This is a genomic window from Gilvimarinus polysaccharolyticus, assembly GCF_001187555.1.
In the GTDB taxonomy this organism is placed as follows: Bacteria; Pseudomonadota; Gammaproteobacteria; order Pseudomonadales; family Cellvibrionaceae; genus Gilvimarinus; species Gilvimarinus polysaccharolyticus.
Map to the genome: position 1 here is coordinate 96,995 of NZ_LFIJ01000003.1, position 19,343 is coordinate 116,337.

At 48.7% G+C, this 19,343-nt stretch carries 13 protein-coding genes; all 13 read right to left on the reverse strand.

The annotated features are described in order from the left end of the window. Positions 1 to 16: 16 nt before the first annotated feature. The 13 genes from GILYN3_RS16205 to rpoC all read right to left on the reverse strand — a co-directional run bounded on the left by GILYN3_RS16205 (position 17) and on the right by rpoC (position 19,277). A complete protein-coding gene (locus GILYN3_RS16205) occupies positions 17 to 1,039 on the reverse strand; it encodes a hypothetical protein (protein ID WP_049724077.1) in 1,023 nt (340 codons plus the stop codon). A 28-nt stretch (positions 1,040 to 1,067) separates the two neighbouring features. Further along, on the reverse strand, positions 1,068 to 1,736 hold the full coding sequence (locus tag GILYN3_RS16210) for a hypothetical protein (RefSeq protein ID WP_157484965.1): 669 nt from the start codon (positions 1,734 to 1,736) through the stop codon (positions 1,068 to 1,070). Then, a complete protein-coding gene (locus tag GILYN3_RS16215) occupies positions 1,729 to 2,736 on the reverse strand; it encodes a TadE/TadG family type IV pilus assembly protein (RefSeq protein ID WP_157484966.1) in 1,008 nt (335 codons plus the stop codon). Before GILYN3_RS16215 ends, GILYN3_RS16210 begins: the two co-directional genes overlap by 8 nt. Further along, positions 2,733 to 4,868 carry a pilus assembly protein TadG-related protein gene (locus tag GILYN3_RS16220; RefSeq protein ID WP_049724080.1) on the reverse strand — a complete coding sequence of 712 codons (2,136 nt, stop codon included), beginning with the start codon at positions 4,866 to 4,868 and terminating at the stop codon, positions 2,733 to 2,735. Before GILYN3_RS16220 ends, GILYN3_RS16215 begins: the two co-directional genes overlap by 4 nt. Before the next feature lie 33 nt (positions 4,869 to 4,901). Then, positions 4,902 to 5,156, reverse strand: coding sequence for a hypothetical protein (locus GILYN3_RS16225; protein WP_049724081.1), 255 nt, complete (start codon positions 5,154 to 5,156; stop codon positions 4,902 to 4,904). A gap of 167 nt (positions 5,157 to 5,323) precedes the next feature. Then, positions 5,324 to 6,055: a response regulator transcription factor gene (locus GILYN3_RS16230; RefSeq protein ID WP_049724082.1), complete on the reverse strand. Its 732-nt coding sequence runs from the start codon at positions 6,053 to 6,055 to the stop codon at positions 5,324 to 5,326. A gap of 94 nt (positions 6,056 to 6,149) precedes the next feature. Then, entirely contained in the window at positions 6,150 to 9,059 is a 2,910-nt protein-coding gene (locus GILYN3_RS16235) for an ATP-binding protein (protein ID WP_049724083.1), read from the reverse strand. Positions 9,060 to 9,223: 164 nt separating this feature from the next. Next, complete coding sequence (locus GILYN3_RS16240) at positions 9,224 to 10,270, reverse strand: LacI family DNA-binding transcriptional regulator (RefSeq protein ID WP_049724084.1); 1,047 nt, start codon at positions 10,268 to 10,270, stop codon at positions 9,224 to 9,226. 183 nt (positions 10,271 to 10,453) lie between these two features. Then, positions 10,454 to 11,677, reverse strand: a complete 1,224-nt coding sequence (tuf, locus tag GILYN3_RS16245) for an elongation factor Tu (RefSeq protein WP_049724085.1) — start codon at positions 11,675 to 11,677, stop codon at positions 10,454 to 10,456. 33 nt (positions 11,678 to 11,710) lie between these two features. Beyond that, the gene (gene fusA / locus GILYN3_RS16250; protein WP_049724109.1) at positions 11,711 to 13,816 is read right to left on the reverse strand and encodes an elongation factor G; all 2,106 of its coding nucleotides are present in this window, start codon (positions 13,814 to 13,816) and stop codon (positions 11,711 to 11,713) included. Between the two features lie 81 nt (positions 13,817 to 13,897). Continuing rightward, positions 13,898 to 14,368 (reverse strand): 30S ribosomal protein S7, encoded by a 471-nt coding sequence (gene rpsG, locus GILYN3_RS16255; RefSeq protein WP_049724086.1) that lies wholly within the window; start codon positions 14,366 to 14,368, stop codon positions 13,898 to 13,900. A gap of 112 nt (positions 14,369 to 14,480) precedes the next feature. Further along, entirely contained in the window at positions 14,481 to 14,852 is a 372-nt protein-coding gene (gene rpsL / locus GILYN3_RS16260; protein ID WP_041524457.1) for a 30S ribosomal protein S12, read from the reverse strand. 198 nt (positions 14,853 to 15,050) lie between these two features. Further along, the gene (gene rpoC, locus GILYN3_RS16265; RefSeq protein ID WP_049724087.1) at positions 15,051 to 19,277 is read right to left on the reverse strand and encodes a DNA-directed RNA polymerase subunit beta'; all 4,227 of its coding nucleotides are present in this window, start codon (positions 19,275 to 19,277) and stop codon (positions 15,051 to 15,053) included. Between the last annotated feature and the right edge of the window lie 66 nt (positions 19,278 to 19,343).

Consider the following 19,343-nt stretch of genomic DNA (forward strand, 5'->3'; position numbering starts at 1 on the left):
CCCGATTTTAATATTGTTATGGTGCTGTAATGGTGCGATTTGACACGCAATTATTATCGGCTGCAGGCTCGCCATTGATATACACCTGCTCGGTATAGTATTCGGCGTCCATACTACCGATCACGGTTGTCTCGTCTTCATTAGGCTCTAACAACAGCTTAAGTTGCTCGGCGTAAATCTCGTCGTCATCCAACCCATCAGTATCAATACCGCTATCCCAGCCACTTGCCATCACACTACAAAAAGTGACACCACCACCCAAATCAAAAAATACAACTTCGCCATCAGGGTCTTTTACACCCGTACTTACGGAACTTGCCGGCGTGGTTGATACCGCATAGTAATAGCCATCGACAATTCGGCCGCCGTCTTCATTACCCTGTCTACCGATGACCTTGTAGGCTGCCTCGGTACAGCCACTGCCAATATCTGTTTCCTTCAGCTGTAAGGCATCGTAAAACTTTCCATCGGCCTCACTCTGGTAACCAAAGGCAATTATCCCCGGCGGGTTAGCGCAATCACTTAGCGCAACTCGCTGTAAAATATTACCGTCTTTATCAACCACTACATCACTTATCGTGGCATTGGCGACACTACCGCCATCGACGGATTCAAACACACCAGTGTTGGGATTGTAGGTGCCAACCAACTCACCATTTTGGGTGACAATATCACTGGAGGGATCATATTCACCCAAATTGGTATAACCGCCGTTGGCTGTTACTACCGTCGTTTGGCTAATACCTGGGGTGGGCTCTGACGGGCCGCCACTCCCACTACTACCATCAGAGCTACCATCACCCGCACCGTTATCCCAACCGCCATCGTTCTCGGCAATCTCATAGTCGGTTGCATATTCCTGCACGGCCGAGATAGAAGACGAATAACCATCGTAGTTATCGTGCATGGTGGTTAATAGATACTCGATACAATCTTCGTATTCGCTAGGGCAGGCACCCTTATTCGCCACGAGCAACCCGCCCACTAGCGCTGCCATCACTACAGTGTATTCGGCCATCGATTGACCGAGCTGACGCATGATGGTTGTCCGACAGCGAGTGGCCATATCAGTTTATTTCAACCTCGTTAATCAAAATTTGGGTCGCGTCGCCGGCAGGCATAATGACAATGTTGTTTTCATTAATACCTTTGCGAAACACCAATACAGCACCGGCGGCTTGATTAAAACTTTGCTCGAGCGACCAGTTATCACCGGCCATTTCTGTGCGATAAAAATTCACCAATTCAGAAACTGATTGATCACTAGTAATAATGGTTACACGGCCAGCTTTGGGGCCATCTGACGTTAACAGGTCGGACACCACCATCGCACCGCCTGGCTTTACCACGCCAACACCTAAAGCACCGGCACTGTCACTTTTGGGGACTTTTGCAATGAGCAAGCGCCCAAACGCATTGTCGCCAGCCCCTCCGTATTGCACGGTAAAAAAGCATTCATCTTCTAATGTGCCAATTTGCTGCCACGGGCCAAAAGCACTTTCCGAATAACGATCTTTCCAATTGCGACGATAAAAACCAGCTACCGCATCGGCCGAGGTATTAACCGTAAAAGAGCGCACAGCCATTGGCCTGTTATTATATTGAGCGTTATCCATCAGGGAGCTGACCTGCATCTCGGTCATGGTAGGAAAATCACTAAAATCACAATCGGCATTAACCGCTGCGGTATAGGCAAGCATCAAAATGGCACAAGCACATCTAACATATTTAATCATCGTAGTAGCAGTGTCCGTCATCGCAGGTTACAGCTAAAGGTTGACCATCTTCTCCAGGCATAGGCTCGACGCCCATATCACCAAAATCAAGATCGTAAATAGCGCTGTTATCCGGCCCGCCTTCTAGAATACTTGCAGCAGTTTTCAGCACGTCAAATAAAACATTATCAAACACGGTGCTGGGCACAAAGTTGTCGACTCTATCTTGGTAATAACCCACACTTTGCGCGTTCCAACCATCGGCAAGAATCGCCGAGCGCGCCGTAAAGCGGCCATCCCACTGCTGAAATAAAGAATCCTCGACACCGCTCCCCCAGGAGCCATTGTTGTGATCCCACTCGCCGTTACCACCACCTTTGGCATTACCTGTATTTAGCGAGGTTCTGACTATGGGGCTATAGTAGCCCTGTAAGTTGTAATCTAATTGCAGTAAATCGGGGTTGTCACCACCGACAATATTCAGCATAAATTCGATAGGCGCCGTAATAACATCCAAACCATCGTCAAGCACATTTAAAACATCGTAAGCAATACTCGGGGTATCTTGCTCGTTAGTACTTAACACCTCGACCCCTTGAAACATGCTTTTGCGTGACTGGGTATAATTCCAAATCGCACTGGTTTCACCGCTCGGGCCGTCGACATCGGCCGAACTGATTGGCTTTATCTCGGCGCGCCCTTGACCATAAAAAAAACGATTACTCACCGAGTTAACAAGTTCGGTATCATTGCGTAGCGCCACACTTTCAAACTCGTCGGAACTCACTACAAAGTCTTCGGTGTTGTCGCTACCGCCCCAACTGTTCATATCCCGCAACCACACGGTGCGCTCCCAAGCGGTATAACGTGCAGCCTGTTGGTTCTGAAGCTTTATATCGATGATCTTGCCAAAGGTCGGCACTATGATAAAAAGCACCAAAAAAATAAAACCGACACTGACCACAAACTCAGTCATGGCTTGGCCGCATTGTCGCTGACAAAACGATTGCCTGTGGTTCACGGCATAAAGTCCTCTAGCTCATCGACGACCGCATCTACCGCGATATCTTTTACCTGTGTCGCGCCTTCACGCAGCGGACCTTCGGCCAGCGTGTTCCAGGGGGAGTCGAGTTGATCCACTAAATACTCGACGCCAGTATCGACCATTCGGTCACCAATGGCGCCCAACAACCAGCCAACCATGCCGACTGCGGAATTACTCAAGCCATCAATGATCTTGCTGAAATCCAGCTCACCCGTGGCAATTAATAGAGTAATCGCACTGGGTTCACGTAGCCGCGCATCCCAAAAAGGGCTAAATAAACTGGCGGGCTCTGGGCTTCCATCGCTTAAGGTTTGCATTGGGTTTGCAAAGTAAGTTTCGGCCGAGCTTACCGTCATCATCGGCCGGTCGTCATTCCAAATAAACTGTTGGTAATCTGCGGCAAAGTCATCACCCTCTGCACGCGAGCGAGTCTTCACATCGAAATTGGTGTATTGAATGTCGCCACTGTCCCAATCGCCATCGTTACTGTTAATACCCAGCGAATCATGATCAGAGGTCGCGACATCATCTAAACTTTTGGCGACGGCTGCGGTAAATTCGTAGCTCCTACCCGACTCTTGGAAGCTACCCCCCAAACTAAAAAAGGATGGCGGCCCCGCGTACGAGTCGGTGACATCTAACGTCGTACGCGCACCGTACATACCCGGCAACAAAGTAGGCGACGCCTGCCCCCAGGCGAGCGCCTGCAAATGAAAACCATCAAAGGCACCGTTATTGTCGGGGTCGTCTTTATCCCCGCCGTACTTGCCGGTATCGTTGTTAAACGGCAGCCCCCAATCACTGAGTATTTTTTTAGCGTCGGCATTAGAGCTGACTACTTGATGAGTCGCGCCAGCCAAAGGAAAGCCTATCGGTAACACAAAATTAAAATCTAATAAGGTCCACGAATCACAACCTACAATCGGCAAGCAAAGCTCAATCTCGACAAACAAACCAACATCGAACTCCAAGCCAAAAGACAATACATCAATAGCTGACCAGTTTAATTTTGCCAGATCGGCATCGGTTTCTAATGCATCGTTCGAGGCGTAGACAGTCCCACCGTCATTTTTAATACCGCCGCCGATAGAGAAATCGAGGTCGATAGTCAACGTGATTATGCCGAGCGACAATTCCAACCGAGGTATCAAATCTGGTGTGCTGGCCCAAACATCCCAGTGGCGATCTTCGGTAAAACTGGCACGATTGCGGTTTACAATCGCCATATAGCGCTTATACGACTCTATTGCATTGGCCTCTGCCGCATCGCCCGTATTCAGGTTTGCGCCGGCACCGCCACTTTTGTTTTTTGATTTTTTACGTGACAAACCCGCGCTGTTGTCATTGATCATATTCTCCAGTTCACCCACCTGCCCGCCAAGAAAATCGGCGGTTAGGTCGGTCGCATCGGCAGACCAGTCTTTATCGGCGGTGGCATCTCCCACCAAATCAGCTAAATTGGTGGGACTAAAATTTTCACCAAAATAGGTAAGTAAAGCGTTTTGTGTAAAAAAATACCACCCCACAGCGGGTATATACATCTCGGGGTCATCGGGGTCGTCTTCGTGATCCTCCACCACCCCCATACTCATTTCTACTTGACCTGCAAGGGTGGCCAAAGCAAACATTTTTTGAAATACGCCAACCGTGCCATTAAAAATAGATACCACGGTCGGCCATACCTCGACCATGGGTTTAGCCGCAGCTGAGACCACCTGCCCCATAATTTGGTAAGGAAGAGTAACCGCACTCAATACATCGGAAAATGTTGTCGGTGATGGTGGCGCCACAGGAAAGCGATATAAGGGGTAAGAGGTAAAAGAGCCAACTTGCTTATAGTGTTTCGCCCACGATAACAGCGAGACCATTTGGCCGATGGAAACCTCGTTGGCGACCATTGCGCGGTTTGTGTAAGCAATAAAATTTTGATTGCGAGCCGCTAATTTGGCTTGCGAATAGACAGTGGCATCGGCAGCGTTTTCAAGCTGTACGCGGTTTGTCACCAGCTGACCCTGGTTGTACAGGATTAGCAGTGCCATCACCACCACAGCCAAAAAGAGCAAGCCAAAAATAAAAGCCTGCCCTTTATTAGAGCGTATACCGTCCACGTTGAGAATTACAAGCTCTTGCGAGCTCGTAACTTAGTTATCGTCTTGCTGGAAATCGTCTAAGCCGTAATCGGCATCTTGCTCTGCAGCGGCATCATTACCTCGAGCAGTAGTATCATTCGAGCTGTCACTACCACCCAATTCTTGAGCCATGTTCCCCACTTGGCCACGCACGGTATCACCAAATAAGTTATAAACAGTGATCGCGGCAATAGCGATCAAGGCCACGATAATAATGTACTCAGTCATGCCCTGGCCAAGCTGTTTTATTTTTTGTTGTGTTTTCATGTTGTTCCCCGAGGAGTGTCCGTCACTGACCGCTCGTTATAATAATGAGCACCAGCCTTAAGATTAACAGCTTTTTTGTGACCTGTTTGGCAGCAATACTCTCGAAAATGCAACAAATGTAACATTTTTTTACATTTCAATAGGGGAGAGGGAGGAGCTCAATAGCGCTAGCGAGGAGAGGCGTTTAAACGATAGCCCTGGCCATACTGGGCACTTATGAGATTACGAGCTGGTACAACCGATTTAAGCTTTGTGCGCAAGCGCCCCACCAGCACATCCAAGGTGCGATCAAACGGCCCCCAATCCGCTTTACCCAACGCATGCATAAGAGCATCCCGCTTGACTGCCACACCAGCATGAGCGCAAAGCACCTGCATTACCGCCGCCTCATTATTAGTAAGACGCACATCACCATTAACTCCGGACACTTTCTCAAGCTCAGCATCCATATGCCACGACTCGAAGTAATAACTTTTTTTACTCTGCTGTAACTGTATTTGTTGCAACGATTTAACTTGCTGCACTCGGCGCAATAACGCCTTACTGTTGGCAATGAGTTCACGCATTGGCAGCGGCTTGGAATAATACGCATCTGCCCCAGCCTCAAGCCCAACAATTCGCTCAACTGGATCATCTATAGATGTGGTAAATATAATTCCGGCTGGATGAGAGGCTCTTATTTCTCGACACAACAGTAAGCCATCAACTTTCGGCAGGCGAATATCCAAGAATACTAAGTCATAATCATTTTTTAATACTTGATCAACCACATCCAAGCCGTCGCAGGATACATCGACACTCCAGCCCTGCTCTTCCAGGTAACTGGAAAGTAAGCTTCTAGCGGCCAATTCATCTTCAACGATAAGAATTTTTGATGTGGTATGTATCATGTTAATCATTATGCCGTCATTGTTTCGGTATTCACACAACTTCTTAACACACAACACTTAAAGCCTAAAGCATTGACGGAAAATTAAGTGTTCACAAAAAACATTAACCCTGATGGTCCAGTATCGCCCGCTGTAATGCTTGTGCTAACTGACCGAGCGACTGCTCCACTAAAGTGTTCAGCGCGTCTATATCGTGACTCTCTTGAGTTGGGTGCACCTCAATGCCCCCAGCCATAGCCGCCACCGTTATCATACCCACTGACTTCGCCGCACCACTGATTTTATGAGCAAGCGCCTCGATGTCGTTAACCTTACGCTGCTCAATTGCACTGCGCATCTGCGCCACTGACTCACCAACCGAGAGACTCACAGCCTCCAAAAGCCCGCGCGCACGTGGCACGCCTAGATCGGCCACAATACCTCGCCACAAAGAGAAGTCGATTAAAGAGTCACCACGCCTCACGCCTAAAGGGTCATTCTGTAATAAAAAACCATCATTGGGCTTAAGTAAACCCGCAGCACAACTCAGCACAAAACGCAGATGCTTTTTACTTACCGGCTTCTCAATAACATAGGAAAATCCTGCCTCTTGGTAACAATCGACATCAGTTTGCGCGGTGTTCGCCGTAAGGGCCACAAATACCGGCCCACGTGAACTGGAACTCACTAACTGCCGAGCTTGCCCCAATAAAGCGACACCGCTCATTTGCGGCAAGCGGATATCAAACAAACACAAATCAAAATCAATTTCTTGCATTTGCTGCAATGCTTGATCGGGCAATTCAACCGCACTCACTTTATGACCGTCGGCGCGTAACAGTTCAGATACCACTGTCATATTAACCAGATCGTCTTCCACCACAAGCACGTGCAGGTTGCGATCTAGGATTACCTCTCTCGGGCTATCTTGAGGAGCCTTAGGGTTAACACGCAACACCGGCACGCAGCAACAAAAACGAGTCCCTATCATAGGCGTACTGCTAACATCAATTGATCCACCTAGTACTCGCAGGAGTTTACGCACAATAGCCAAGCCCAAGCCGACGCCATCCTCAGCACTGCCAGCTTTATGATCCAACTGAACATACTCATCAAAAATTGACGATATCTGCTCTGGGCAAATACCAATACCGGTATCAGCGATAGTGAGCCTTAACTCTTGTGGGTTTGGCAGCGCACTTTCCCAATCCTGTAAATGAGCATCCACCCGTTCCTTCTGCGAATCAATAATCTCCACAGTCAGAGCAACCTCACCCAATCGGGTAAATTTTATCGCATTGTGAAGCAGATTTACGGTTATCTGTCTAAGCTTTAATTCATCGACCAATACCCAACAATTCTCGGTTACCTCAGCCCCAAACTGACATTCTAAGGTTAAACCTTTATCGATTGCTGGTGCAGATGAAATGCGCGCAATGCCATTAAAAAAGTGATGTACGTTAATGGGCGTGGGAAATAAAGTTTCTTCTTTTTCACGAGAAGCATTGAGGGCTTCGTTGACAACACTCAACAGCGACTCACCCGCCTCTATCGCGTATTGTTTAAGCTTAGGGTCTTCGGTTTCTTTACCTGGCTGACCGATCAAACGCATCGCCCCTAACAGGCCCGACAATGGGGTGCGGATCTCATGACTTAGCACAGCCATAAACTCACTGCGCTTTTGCGCCAACGCTAACGCCTCCTGACGGGCAACATCAAGCTCTTGTAGGCGCTGTTGCAACTCCTCGGTACGCGACTCAACCGCCACTTGTAACAATGCCTTTTGCTCAGCTTCAGAATTTAACTGAATATTCATGCGCTGCCCAAGAAAAATTAAACTGGTTAACGCAACAAACACATAAGCCCAAGGCGTCAGGTGAACATTAATTACACCCTCATAGTAGAGAGTCTCATTCACGAACAAGAGTAGAATGACACCGCCCAGAAAGCTCACCAATCCGCTCCACGGCCTCTTCCGAGCAACAATGGTAATAAGACAGTAAAAACAATAGACCATGTATATTTCACACACGACCTGATAAGGGTCACGTAAAACTGTAAACCAACGACTGTCAATTGCCGAAGTTACAACACTTGCCGTAATGCCTGTAAACCAAAATAACTTGAGCGCTAAATAGTTAATATCACGGGGGTACAATGCCTGAAGAAATAATAGGTAAGCCGGCACACAGAGGTACATGCCATAATATTCAAAGCGCAGCAGCCAGTCGGCAGAAAACCCGGGGTAAAGATAGTAAATAAGCTTTTCTGTACCAAACACTCTCACGCTGTACCAAAACAAGCCGAGCCCTAAGTACAAATACTCTCGCCCCGCATGAGCACTTGACCACATGACCAGCAAATACACGGCCAACGTCAGTGTCGAGGAAACCAAAAAGATCCCACGCAGAACTCGCCACTTCTCATCGCTCAGCAATTTATCCCAATCATCGATGATAAGTGGATACTTCATACCACCATCGACATGATGAAAATTCGACACTTGTATTACCAGCTGCAAATGTCGTGTATCGCTATCTGGCAGACGAACAATTTTTTCTTCATCTCGTGGAGTCTCGCTACCTGCATCGGTTCCTGGCACACCAATTGTCGCCAAGTATTCCCCGTTAGCCCAAATCCGAGCGGCGCGATACAGCGAAGGCACTTTAAGCCCAAGATTTTTAATCGGAGCAGAAAACTCAATATCGATGGTATAGGTAGCGTAGCCCTGACCGGGCCGAAAAAGCTCTCCCTGGGCGGGACGGTTCCAGCGAGATGGCAGCAGTGTGAATTGATCCGAGGGGTAAAGCTCAGTTGGCGACAGTAGCTCGTCCCAATAAACGCGCCAATACCCCTCAAGTGTTATGGGCAGCATCTGGTTTGCGCTGACATTAAGCTGACCGCCTTGCACCGGCGGGCTGTCAGGACGCAAGCTGGAGCGATATTGCTCCAAAGCGGTATAGGATATTAAAACCGTTAGTGCCAGTATGGCTAATGCCGCAGGCGATGTAAGAGTTTTTATAAGCGCGCGCATTTCTAGCTTCCCACTAATGCTGGCTTGGCAATGCGATCATCGTCGCTTTTACCTTAATTTGCCAAGCTCACTATGGAGCGATTGCGGCACAAATTTACGGCTATAGATATCAATAAAAGGCGGTCAACAACCCATATTGAAACCCTCCTTACAGAAGGTAGCCGCTAGCCTCCCATTGTCGAGCCGCGCACCACAATCGAGTGAGGTAGAATATCTCGCTTGTTTAATTTAATGCCTAACAAGCTATCAGCTCTAATCGCCTCGATAAGCAAATTTACAGAGTCGGTCGACATCTGATCGATAGGTTGCTTTACAGTCGTTAATTGGGGCCAGATACTGCGAGCAATGGCGGTGTCATCAAAACCGGCTACTGCTATATCCTCAGGCACCCGCAAGCCTCGGCGATGCACAGTCGCTATTACGGCACTGGCCATGTCATCGTTACTGGCAAAAATAGCGGTAACGGGTGCGCTCGAATTTAAGATTTCTTCGCAAGCAAGCATACCTCCGGTAAAATTAAAATCACCCTCAGCCACCAGCTTTTCATTAATCGTTAAGCCATGAGCTGCCAATGCATCGCAAAATCCACGAAAACGAGTAGCTGCCACCCCCTGATGACAATCACCTTTAATAAAACCAATATCTTTATGGCCCTGGGCAATTAGATGCTCGGTCATTTCGTAAGTAGCTTGATAGTCATCAATAGAAACAAAAGCCGAACGATCCAGCTCAAGCCCCGGCCCCACTCTGACATAGCGAACACCGGCATTATCTAGCGCATCCAATAAGGGTAAATACTCACACAATGGCGGCGGCAAAATCACACCATCAAGCATATAGCGGCTGGTAAGTTCATTGACCCTCGCCTCAATATTATCGGCGCCATAGGTACACGACTCCAGCACCAAGTGATAGCCCAACTCGTTACAACGCTGCAACACCCCGATAAGGTATTGGCTGATGTAACTACTCAGTGAATTATCATAAAAAAAACCAATTAAATAAGACTGCGAGCCCGATAAACTGCGCGCCGAAATATTAAGGCGATAACTTAACGCTTCCACCGCCTCCATTACCCGCTCGTGAGTGGACTCGGATACCTTGTCGTTATTGAGCACTCTCGATACCGTCATTATCGAGACGCCGGCACGACTGGCTACATCCTTCATTGTGACTTTTTTGGCTTTTCCCGTTCGCACTCTGGTGCTCATTTATCGACCTTTCAACCGTGGGTGGCAATCCAGGTAAGACTGCATCAATCTCGAGTAATCGCGGTTTTTATATAAATCTCAACCAAATTACCCTTCGCGCAGCCCTACGAATGCCTTCTTGATACCATAAATACAAAAAAAACGCCACGGGGGCGCTTTTTTTGTACAACCAATGAGTAAATATTACTCGATGATTTTGGCAACCACACCGGCACCAACGGTACGTCCGCCTTCGCGAATCGCAAAGCGCAGGCCGTCTTCCATGGCTACTGGGTGAATCAGGGTCACATCCATTTGGATGTTATCGCCTGGCATTACCATTTCAACGCCTTCCGGAAGCTCACAAGCACCCGTTACGTCGGTAGTACGGAAGTAAAACTGTGGACGGTAGCCTTTAAAGAAAGGCGTGTGACGGCCACCTTCGTCTTTCGACAGAACATAAACTTCTGCTTCAAACTTAGTGTGTGGTTTAACAGAACCAGGCTTGGCCAATACTTGACCACGCTCGATATCGTCACGCTTGGTACCACGCAGCAGAACACCAACGTTCTCACCAGCACGGCCTTCGTCCAACATCTTGCGGAACATTTCAACACCGGTACAGGTGGTTTTGGTGGTGTCTTTGATGCCGATGATTTCCAGCTCGTCACCAACATTAACAATACCACGCTCAACACGACCGGTAACAACAGTACCACGACCTGAGATCGAGAATACGTCTTCTACTGGCATCAGGAACGGCTGATCAATGGCACGCTCTGGCATTGGAATGTAAGAATCCAAAGTTTCTACCAGCTTTTTAACTGCGGTAGTACCCAGCTCGTTGTCGTCTTCGCCATTCAGGGCCATCAATGCAGAACCTGGAATGATTGGCGTGTCGTCGCCTGGGAAATCGTAGGCATCAAGCAGCTCGCGCAGCTCCATTTCTACCAACTCCAGCATCTCGTTGTACTCTTCAGTACCAACGCCGCCGCAATCTTCCGCCAACAAGTCTGCTTTGTTCAGGAATACAACAATGTAAGGTACGCCAACCTGACGAGACAACAAGATGTGCTCGCGGGTTTGTGGCATTGGGCCGTCGGTCGCACCACAAACCAGAATTGCGCCATCCATCTGGGCAGCACCGGTGATCATGTTTTTAACGTAATCGGCGTGACCTGGGCAATCTACGTGAGCGTAGTGACGATCTGGAGAATCGTATTCAACGTGCGAGGTGGCGATGGTGATACCGCGCTCACGCTCTTCCGGTGCATTATCAATACCGTCAAAAGCAACAGCGCTGCCGCCCCAAACTTCTGCACATACGCGGGTTAATGCCGCAGTCAGAGTGGTTTTACCGTGGTCAACGTGACCGATGGTGCCCACATTGACGTGGGGCTTATTACGTTCGAACTTTTCTTTAGCCACTTTACTATCCTCTAAAATAAATCAATTATTCACTTACCCGCCGTGTGTTTGCATCACAGCATCGGTAACGTTTTTAGGAGCCTCAACATAACCCAGAAATTCCATACTATAAGTAGCACGCCCCTGGGTTGCAGAGCGCAAATCTGTAGCGTATCCAAACATCTCCGCAAGTGGTACTTCAGCGTCGATTATTTTACCCATGGAGCTCTCATCCATGCCTTGAATCACACCACGACGGCGATTTAAATCACCAACAACATCGCCCATATTAGCTTCGGGCGTTACTATTTCAACTTTCATCATTGGCTCAAGCAGTACAGCACCACCTTCTAACGCCAACTTTTTTGTTGCCATAGACGCTGCAATTTTAAAAGCCATTTCATTAGAGTCAACATCGTGAAACGAACCGTCAAACAGTGTCGCCTTAAGCCCTAACAACGGGTAACCCGCCAACACACCATTTTGCATTTGCTCGGCGATACCCTTGCTTATCGCAGGGATATACTCTTTAGGTACCGAGCCACCGACAATTTCATTAACAAACTCAAGACCTTCTGCGTTATCATCATCAGCGGGTTCAAACTTAACCCAAACGTGACCATATTGGCCACGACCACCCGACTGACGTACAAACTTACCTTCGATTTCACAAGTATTGGTTATGCGCTCACGGTAAGCCACTTGCGGCTTACCAATGTTCGCCTCAACATTAAATTCACGACGCATACGATCGACAATAATATCGAGATGCAATTCGCCCATGCCGCCAATAATTGTCTGACCGGTTTCTGGGTCGGTTTTAACTTTAAACGAGGGATCTTCTTGCGCGAGCTTACCTAATGCCACACCCATTTTTTCTTGATCGGCTTGAGTTTTTGGCTCAACTGCCACGTGAATCACAGGCTCAGGGAAGTCCATTCGTTCAAGCGTAATAATACTGCTGGGCGAGCACAGAGTATCGCCTGTGGTAACGTCCTTGAAGCCTATACCCGCCGCGATATCACCGGCCAACACTTCTTTAATTTCTTGCCGATCGTTGGCGTGCATTTGCACCATTCTGCCAACACGTTCTTTTTTGCCTTTAACCGAGTTATAAACCGAATCACCAGAGTTTAAGCTGCCGGAGTAAACCCTAAAAAAGGTTAAGGTGCCGACAAAAGGATCGGTCGCGATTTTAAAAGCAAGTGCGGCAAACGGCGCGCTGTCATCAGCCTCTCGAACTTCCATCGTTTCGCCATCAGCCAACACACCCTCAATAGCATGCACCTGATTAGGGGCCGGCAAGTACTCAATAACCGCATCTAGTACGGCTTGTACGCCTTTATTTTTAAACGCTGAGCCGCCCAATACAGGAACGATCTCGTTAGCCAGTGTACGCTTACGTAGTCCAGCTTTAATTTCTTCTTCAGCGAGTTCTTCACCCTCTAAATATTTAGTCATTAAATCATCATCAGCTTCGGCCGCAGCTTCCACCAAATACTCGCGCATCTCTTCGCAAGTAGCCTGCAAGTCAGCCGGAATCTCCCCATAATCAAAGGTCATGCCTTGATCATCTTCGTTCCATAGAATGGCTTGCATTTTTATTAGGTCGACGACCCCTTTAAACTCTTCTTCAGAGCCAATGGTCATCTGTAATGGCACAGGGTTAGCGCCTAAACGCTCTCGCAACTGCTCTACCACGGCTTTAAAATTAGCACCGGTACGATCCATTTTGTTAACAAACACCAAACGCGGAACATGATACTTATTGGCTTGACGCCAGACAGTCTCGGTTTGTGGCTGCACGCCAGACGAACCGCACAGTACGACAACGGCACCATCAAGTACGCGCAAAGAGCGCTCTACTTCAATAGTGAAATCAACGTGTCCGGGGGTATCAATGATATTGACGCGGTGTTCATCAAACTGCTTGCGCATGCCACTCCAAAAAGTGGTAACCGCAGCGGAGGTAATGGTGATGCCACGTTCTTGCTCTTGCGCCATCCAATCGGTGGTCGCAGCGCCGTCGTGTACTTCGCCAATTTTGTGGGATAAGCCCGTATAAAAAAGAACTCGCTCGGTGGTCGTTGTTTTGCCTGCATCCACATGCGCACAAATACCTATGTTGCGATAGCGTGCAATAGGAGTTTTACGTGCCACGGCGATCATCCCCGATTTCTGATTCTTAGATGGTAAAAGGCAGCCATTACAGCTGCCTTTCGTTTCTCACCACTTACAAACTTAGAAGCGGAAGTGAGAGAACGCCTTGTTGGCCTCGGCCATACGGTGAACATCTTCACGCTTTTTAACAGCAGAACCTTTGCCCTGCGAAGCATCAATTAGCTCGCCTGCCAGACGTTGAGGCATAGATTTTTCACCCCGTCCACGCGAGTAATCTACCAACCAACGCATTGCCAGTGCCGAGCGACGTGCTGGACGCACCTCAACTGGAACCTGATACGTAGCACCACCAACACGGCGAGATTTAACCTCAACCAATGGTGCAATGTGCTCTAACGCCTCGTCGAATACTTCGATAGGGTCGCGGTTAAGCTTTTCTTTCACAATGTCCATTGCGCCGTAGACGATGCTTTCTGCAACGGCTTTTTTACCACTGATCATAACGTGGTTCATGAACTTTGCCAGAGTAACATTGCCGTATTTTGGATCCGGCAAGATCTCGCGTTTCGCGACAACTCTTCTTCTTGGCATTTTAATAGCCTCTCTTCAGGATTTGTCTAAGACGACCCCCGCCTAAAGCGGTCTGCGCTTAGCCTTACTCGGTTCTACACCGAAAACGTATGTCTTAATTAAGCGACAAAGCTTACTTAGGACGTTTGGTACCGTATTTAGAGCGACCCTGTTTACGGTTGTTAACGCCAGCAGTATCCAGCGAACCGCGAACAGTGTGGTAGCGCACACCAGGCAAGTCTTTTACACGACCGCCACGGATAAGTACTACACTGTGCTCTTGCAAGTTGTGCCCTTCACCACCAATGTAGGAGGTCACCTCAAAACCGTTAGTTAGACGAACACGACATACTTTACGCAGTGCAGAGTTCGGCTTCTTCGGTGTAGTGGTGTAAACGCGGGTACATACGCCACGTTTTTGCGGGTTAGCTTGCAGAGCAGGAACATCGCTCTTTTGAACCTTACGTTTTCTCGGCTTACGAACCAATTGATTGATCGTTGCCATGAAAATAAACTCCACAAATATATAAACGCCTCAACGAGGCTCGTTAATAGAGGACAATTGTACTGCCCCCCCACTCAAAGAAAGTGGGTGGCGTATTATAATGACGCCACCCACCTCCGTCAAGGCAGAGTTGAGCAAGATCTGCTCTATCGAACTAACCTAGTTCACTCTGCCAACTGGCCCCGAAGGACCAATTTATTACTCGCCGCTAGACCTAAGCGCTTCGGTCAATGCCGCTTCGACATCTTCCGCACTCACCCCAGTTTCTGCCAGCTCGACCTGCTCTTCACGTACGCGCTTACGCTCGGCGTGATAAGCCAGACCAGTACCCGCTGGGATCAGGCGCCCAACAACAACGTTCTCTTTCAGTCCGCGCAAGCCATCTTTCTTACCCGTAACGGCCGCCTCGGTCAGTACGCGGGTTGTTTCCTGGAACGATGCCGCCGAGATAAACGACTCGGTAGCAAGCGATGCCTTGGTAATACCCAATAACTGACGTACATAGCGAGCAGGTTGTTTATCTTCAGCACGCAAGCGTTCGTTCTCGATCAGCACATTGGTAAATTCAACCTGCTCACCCTTCACGAAGCTCGAATCACCCATATCGGTGATTTCAACTTTGCGCAACATCTGACGAACGATAGTTTCGATGTGCTTATCGTTGATCTTCACACCCTGCAAGCGGTAAACGTCTTGAATCTCGTTAGTGATGTAGCTTGCAAGCGGCTCAACACCTTTAAGACGCAAAATATCATGCGGATTACTTGGGCCGTCGGAGACAACCTCACCTTTTACAACTTGCTCACCCTCAAACACAGTCAATTGACGATGCTTAGGAATCAGCACTTCGTAGTGAGTAGAGCCATCTTCCAGTGGCTGACCATCGTTAGGGGTAATAACCAAACGACGCTTGCCTTTTGTTTCTTTACCAAAGGTAACGGTGCCCGAGATTTCCGCCAAGATTGACGGCTCTTTTGGCTTACGCGCTTCAAACAAGTCGGCCACACGAGGCAGACCACCGGTAATATCCCGAGTCTTAGAGCCTTCTTGCGGGATACGCGCAAGTACATCACCAACTTCGATGCTGTCTTTGTCATTAATACTCAAAATCGCATGCGCTGGCAGCAAGTAGTGCGCCGGCATAGTGGTGTTAGGCAAGCACAGCTCATTGCCGCTAGCATCGGTCAAGGTGATGGCAGGACGCATGTCTTTACCAGCCGATGGACGCTCGGATGGATCCATAACTTCAATCGATGAAAGGCCAGTCAGCTCGTCGGTTTGACGACGAATAGACAGGTTATCTTCCATGCCAGAGCAGTTAACAGTACCCGCCACCTCGGTAACGATTGGGTGAGTATGCGGATCCCACTTAGCGATTATTTGACCGCCATCAACATGCTCGCCGTCTTTAACAGAGATCACCGCGCCGTAAGGAATCTTATAACGCTCACGCTCACTACCAGCGGCATCAGCTACAGCCAACTCACCAGAGCGAGATACCGCAACCAAGTTGCCGGCCTTGTTCGTCACAACTTTAATGTTGATTAGACGTACTGTACCTTCCTGCTTAACTTGTACGTTATCAGCGGCAGAAGCTCGCGATGCGGCACCACCGATGTGGAACGTACGCATTGTCAGCTGGGTACCTGGCTCACCAATAGACTGCGCGGCGATAACACCCACAGCCTCACCGATGTTAGCGCGGTGACCACGAGCCAAATCACGGCCGTAACACATAGAACAAATACCAACGCGAGAGTCACAGGTGATCGGTGAGCGCACCAGCACTTCATCAATACCCATACCTTCAACACGCTCAACCCAAGCTTCGTCAATCATGGTGCCAGCTGAGATTAAAATTTCATCACTGCCGGGACGAATAACATCACGAGCCATGATTCGACCCAGGATACGATCACCCAACGACTCAATAATGTCGCCACCGGCAATCACCGGGGCCATCACCAAGCCTTCGTCGGTACCGCAATCCAAATGGGTAACAACTAGGTCTTGCGCCACATCAACCAAACGACGAGTCAAGTAACCTGAGTTAGCCGTTTTCAGTGCCGTATCAGCCAAACCTTTACGCGCACCGTGCGTCGAAATAAAGTACTGACCAACGTTTAGACCTTCACGGAAGTTAGCCGTAATAGGCGCCTCAATAATAGAGCCATCTGGCTTTGCCATTAGACCACGCATACCAGCTAGCTGACGAATCTGCGCTGGGCTACCACGAGCACCTGAGTCGGCGTACATATATACCGAGTTAAAAGAGGTTTGCTGCTCCTCTTCGCCATCGCGGTTTATTACGCTCTCAAAGCTGATACCGTCCATCATCGATTTGGCGACCAAATCGTTGGCTCGCGACCAGATATCAATAACCTTGTTATATTTCTCGCCTTGCGTTACCAGACCCGAGGCAAACTGACCTTCGATCTCTTTTACTTCGTCTTCGGCGCGAGCCACAATTTCATACTTCTCATCAGGGATCGCAAAGTCATTCACACCAATCGATGAGCCAGACTTAGTTGAGAAATCATAACCCATGTACATTAGCTGATCGGCAAAAATAACAGTCGCCTTTAGACCAACGGCACGATAACAATGGTTTATTACTGCCGAAATGGCTTTTTTAACCATTGGCCGATCGACCATTTCGAAGGGGATGCCCGCAGGAACAATGTCCCACAGCAACATACGGCCAACGGTGGTATCGACAATACGAACATCATCGTGTTTTTCGCCTTCGGCGCCGATAATAGTTTCGTGAATACGAACCTTGATACGCGCCTGCAGATCAACCTGCTTACCATAGTAAGCGCGAGAAACTTCCTCGATATCGGCAAACACCATACCTTCACCCTGAGCATTAATACGCTCACGAGTCATCCAGTACAAACCCAATACCACATCTTGCGACGGTACGATGATGGGCTCGCCAGAGGCAGGCGACAAAATATTGTTGGTCGACATCATCAAGGCGCGAGCTTCGAGCTGGGCCTCTAATGTTAACGGGACGTGAACCGCCATCTGGTCGCCATCGAAGTCGGCGTTATAGGCGGCACAAACCAACGGGTGCAGCTGGATCGCCTTACCTTCAATCAACACAGGCTCAAACGCTTGGATACCCAAACGGTGAAGAGTTGGTGCACGGTTAAGTAATACCGGATGTTCGCGAATCACTTCATCCAAGATATCCCAAACAACGGCTTCTTCACGCTCGACCATTTTCTTCGCCGCTTTAATTGTTGTGGCTAGACCACGCAACTCAAGCTTGCTAAAAATAAACGGCTTAAACAGCTCAAGAGCCATTTTCTTAGGCAGACCACACTGATGCAAACGCAGAGTCGGACCAACCACAATCACCGAACGACCAGAGTAATCAACACGCTTACCCAGCAAGTTCTGACGGAAGCGACCTTGCTTACCTTTGATCATGTCAGCCAAGGACTTCAATGGGCGCTTGTTAGAGCCGGTGATAGCACGACCGCGACGACCGTTATCCAGCAACGCATCCACAGACTCTTGCAGCATACGTTTTTCGTTACGCACAATGATGTCAGGAGCGTTAAGATCCAGCAGGCGTTTCAAACGATTATTACGGTTGATTACACGACGATACAGATCGTTAAGGTCTGAGGTCGCAAAGCGGCCGCCATCCAACGGCACCAACGGACGCAAATCTGGCGGCAATACCGGCAGAACTTCCATCACCATCCACTCTGGGTTGTTACCCGAAAAGTGGAACGCCTCTAGCAATTTCAAACGCTTAGAGAACTTCTTGATTTTGGTTTCCGAGTTAGTATTCGGAATCTCTTCGCGCAGATGCTGAATCTCTTCTTCGAGATTAATAGCAGCCATTAATTTTTTGATCGCTTCTGCGCCCATAAGCGCATCGAATTCGTCACCGAACTCTTCCATCGATTCAAAATACTGCTCATCGGTCAGTAACTGACCACGCTCAAGCGTAGTCATGCCCGGATCGGTCACAACATAAGACTCGAAGTACAGCACTCGCTCGATATCACGCAGGGTCATATCTAACAGCAAGCCAATACGGCTCGGCAGTGATTTCAAAAACCAAATGTGTGCAACAGGGCTGGCCAACTCGATGTGACCCATACGTTCACGACGAACTTTAGCTAGCGTAACTTCAACGCCACATTTTTCACAAATAATACCGCGATGCTTCATGCGCTTGTATTTGCCGCATAAACATTCGTAGTCTTTTACCGGGCCAAAAATTTTGGCACAAAACAAACCTTCACGTTCAGGCTTGAAAGTACGGTAGTTAATGGTCTCAGGCTTTTTCACTTCGCCAAAAGACCAAGAGCGAATCATTTCTGGTGATGCCAGACCGATACGGATCGCATCGAATTCTTCGACTTGTCCCTGGGACTTGAGCAGATTAAGTAAGTCTTTCAAGGCACTTCCTCCAGTGGGCTCCAGTAAGTGCAATGTGCACCATGAGCGGGGGCCTAACCCCCGCGC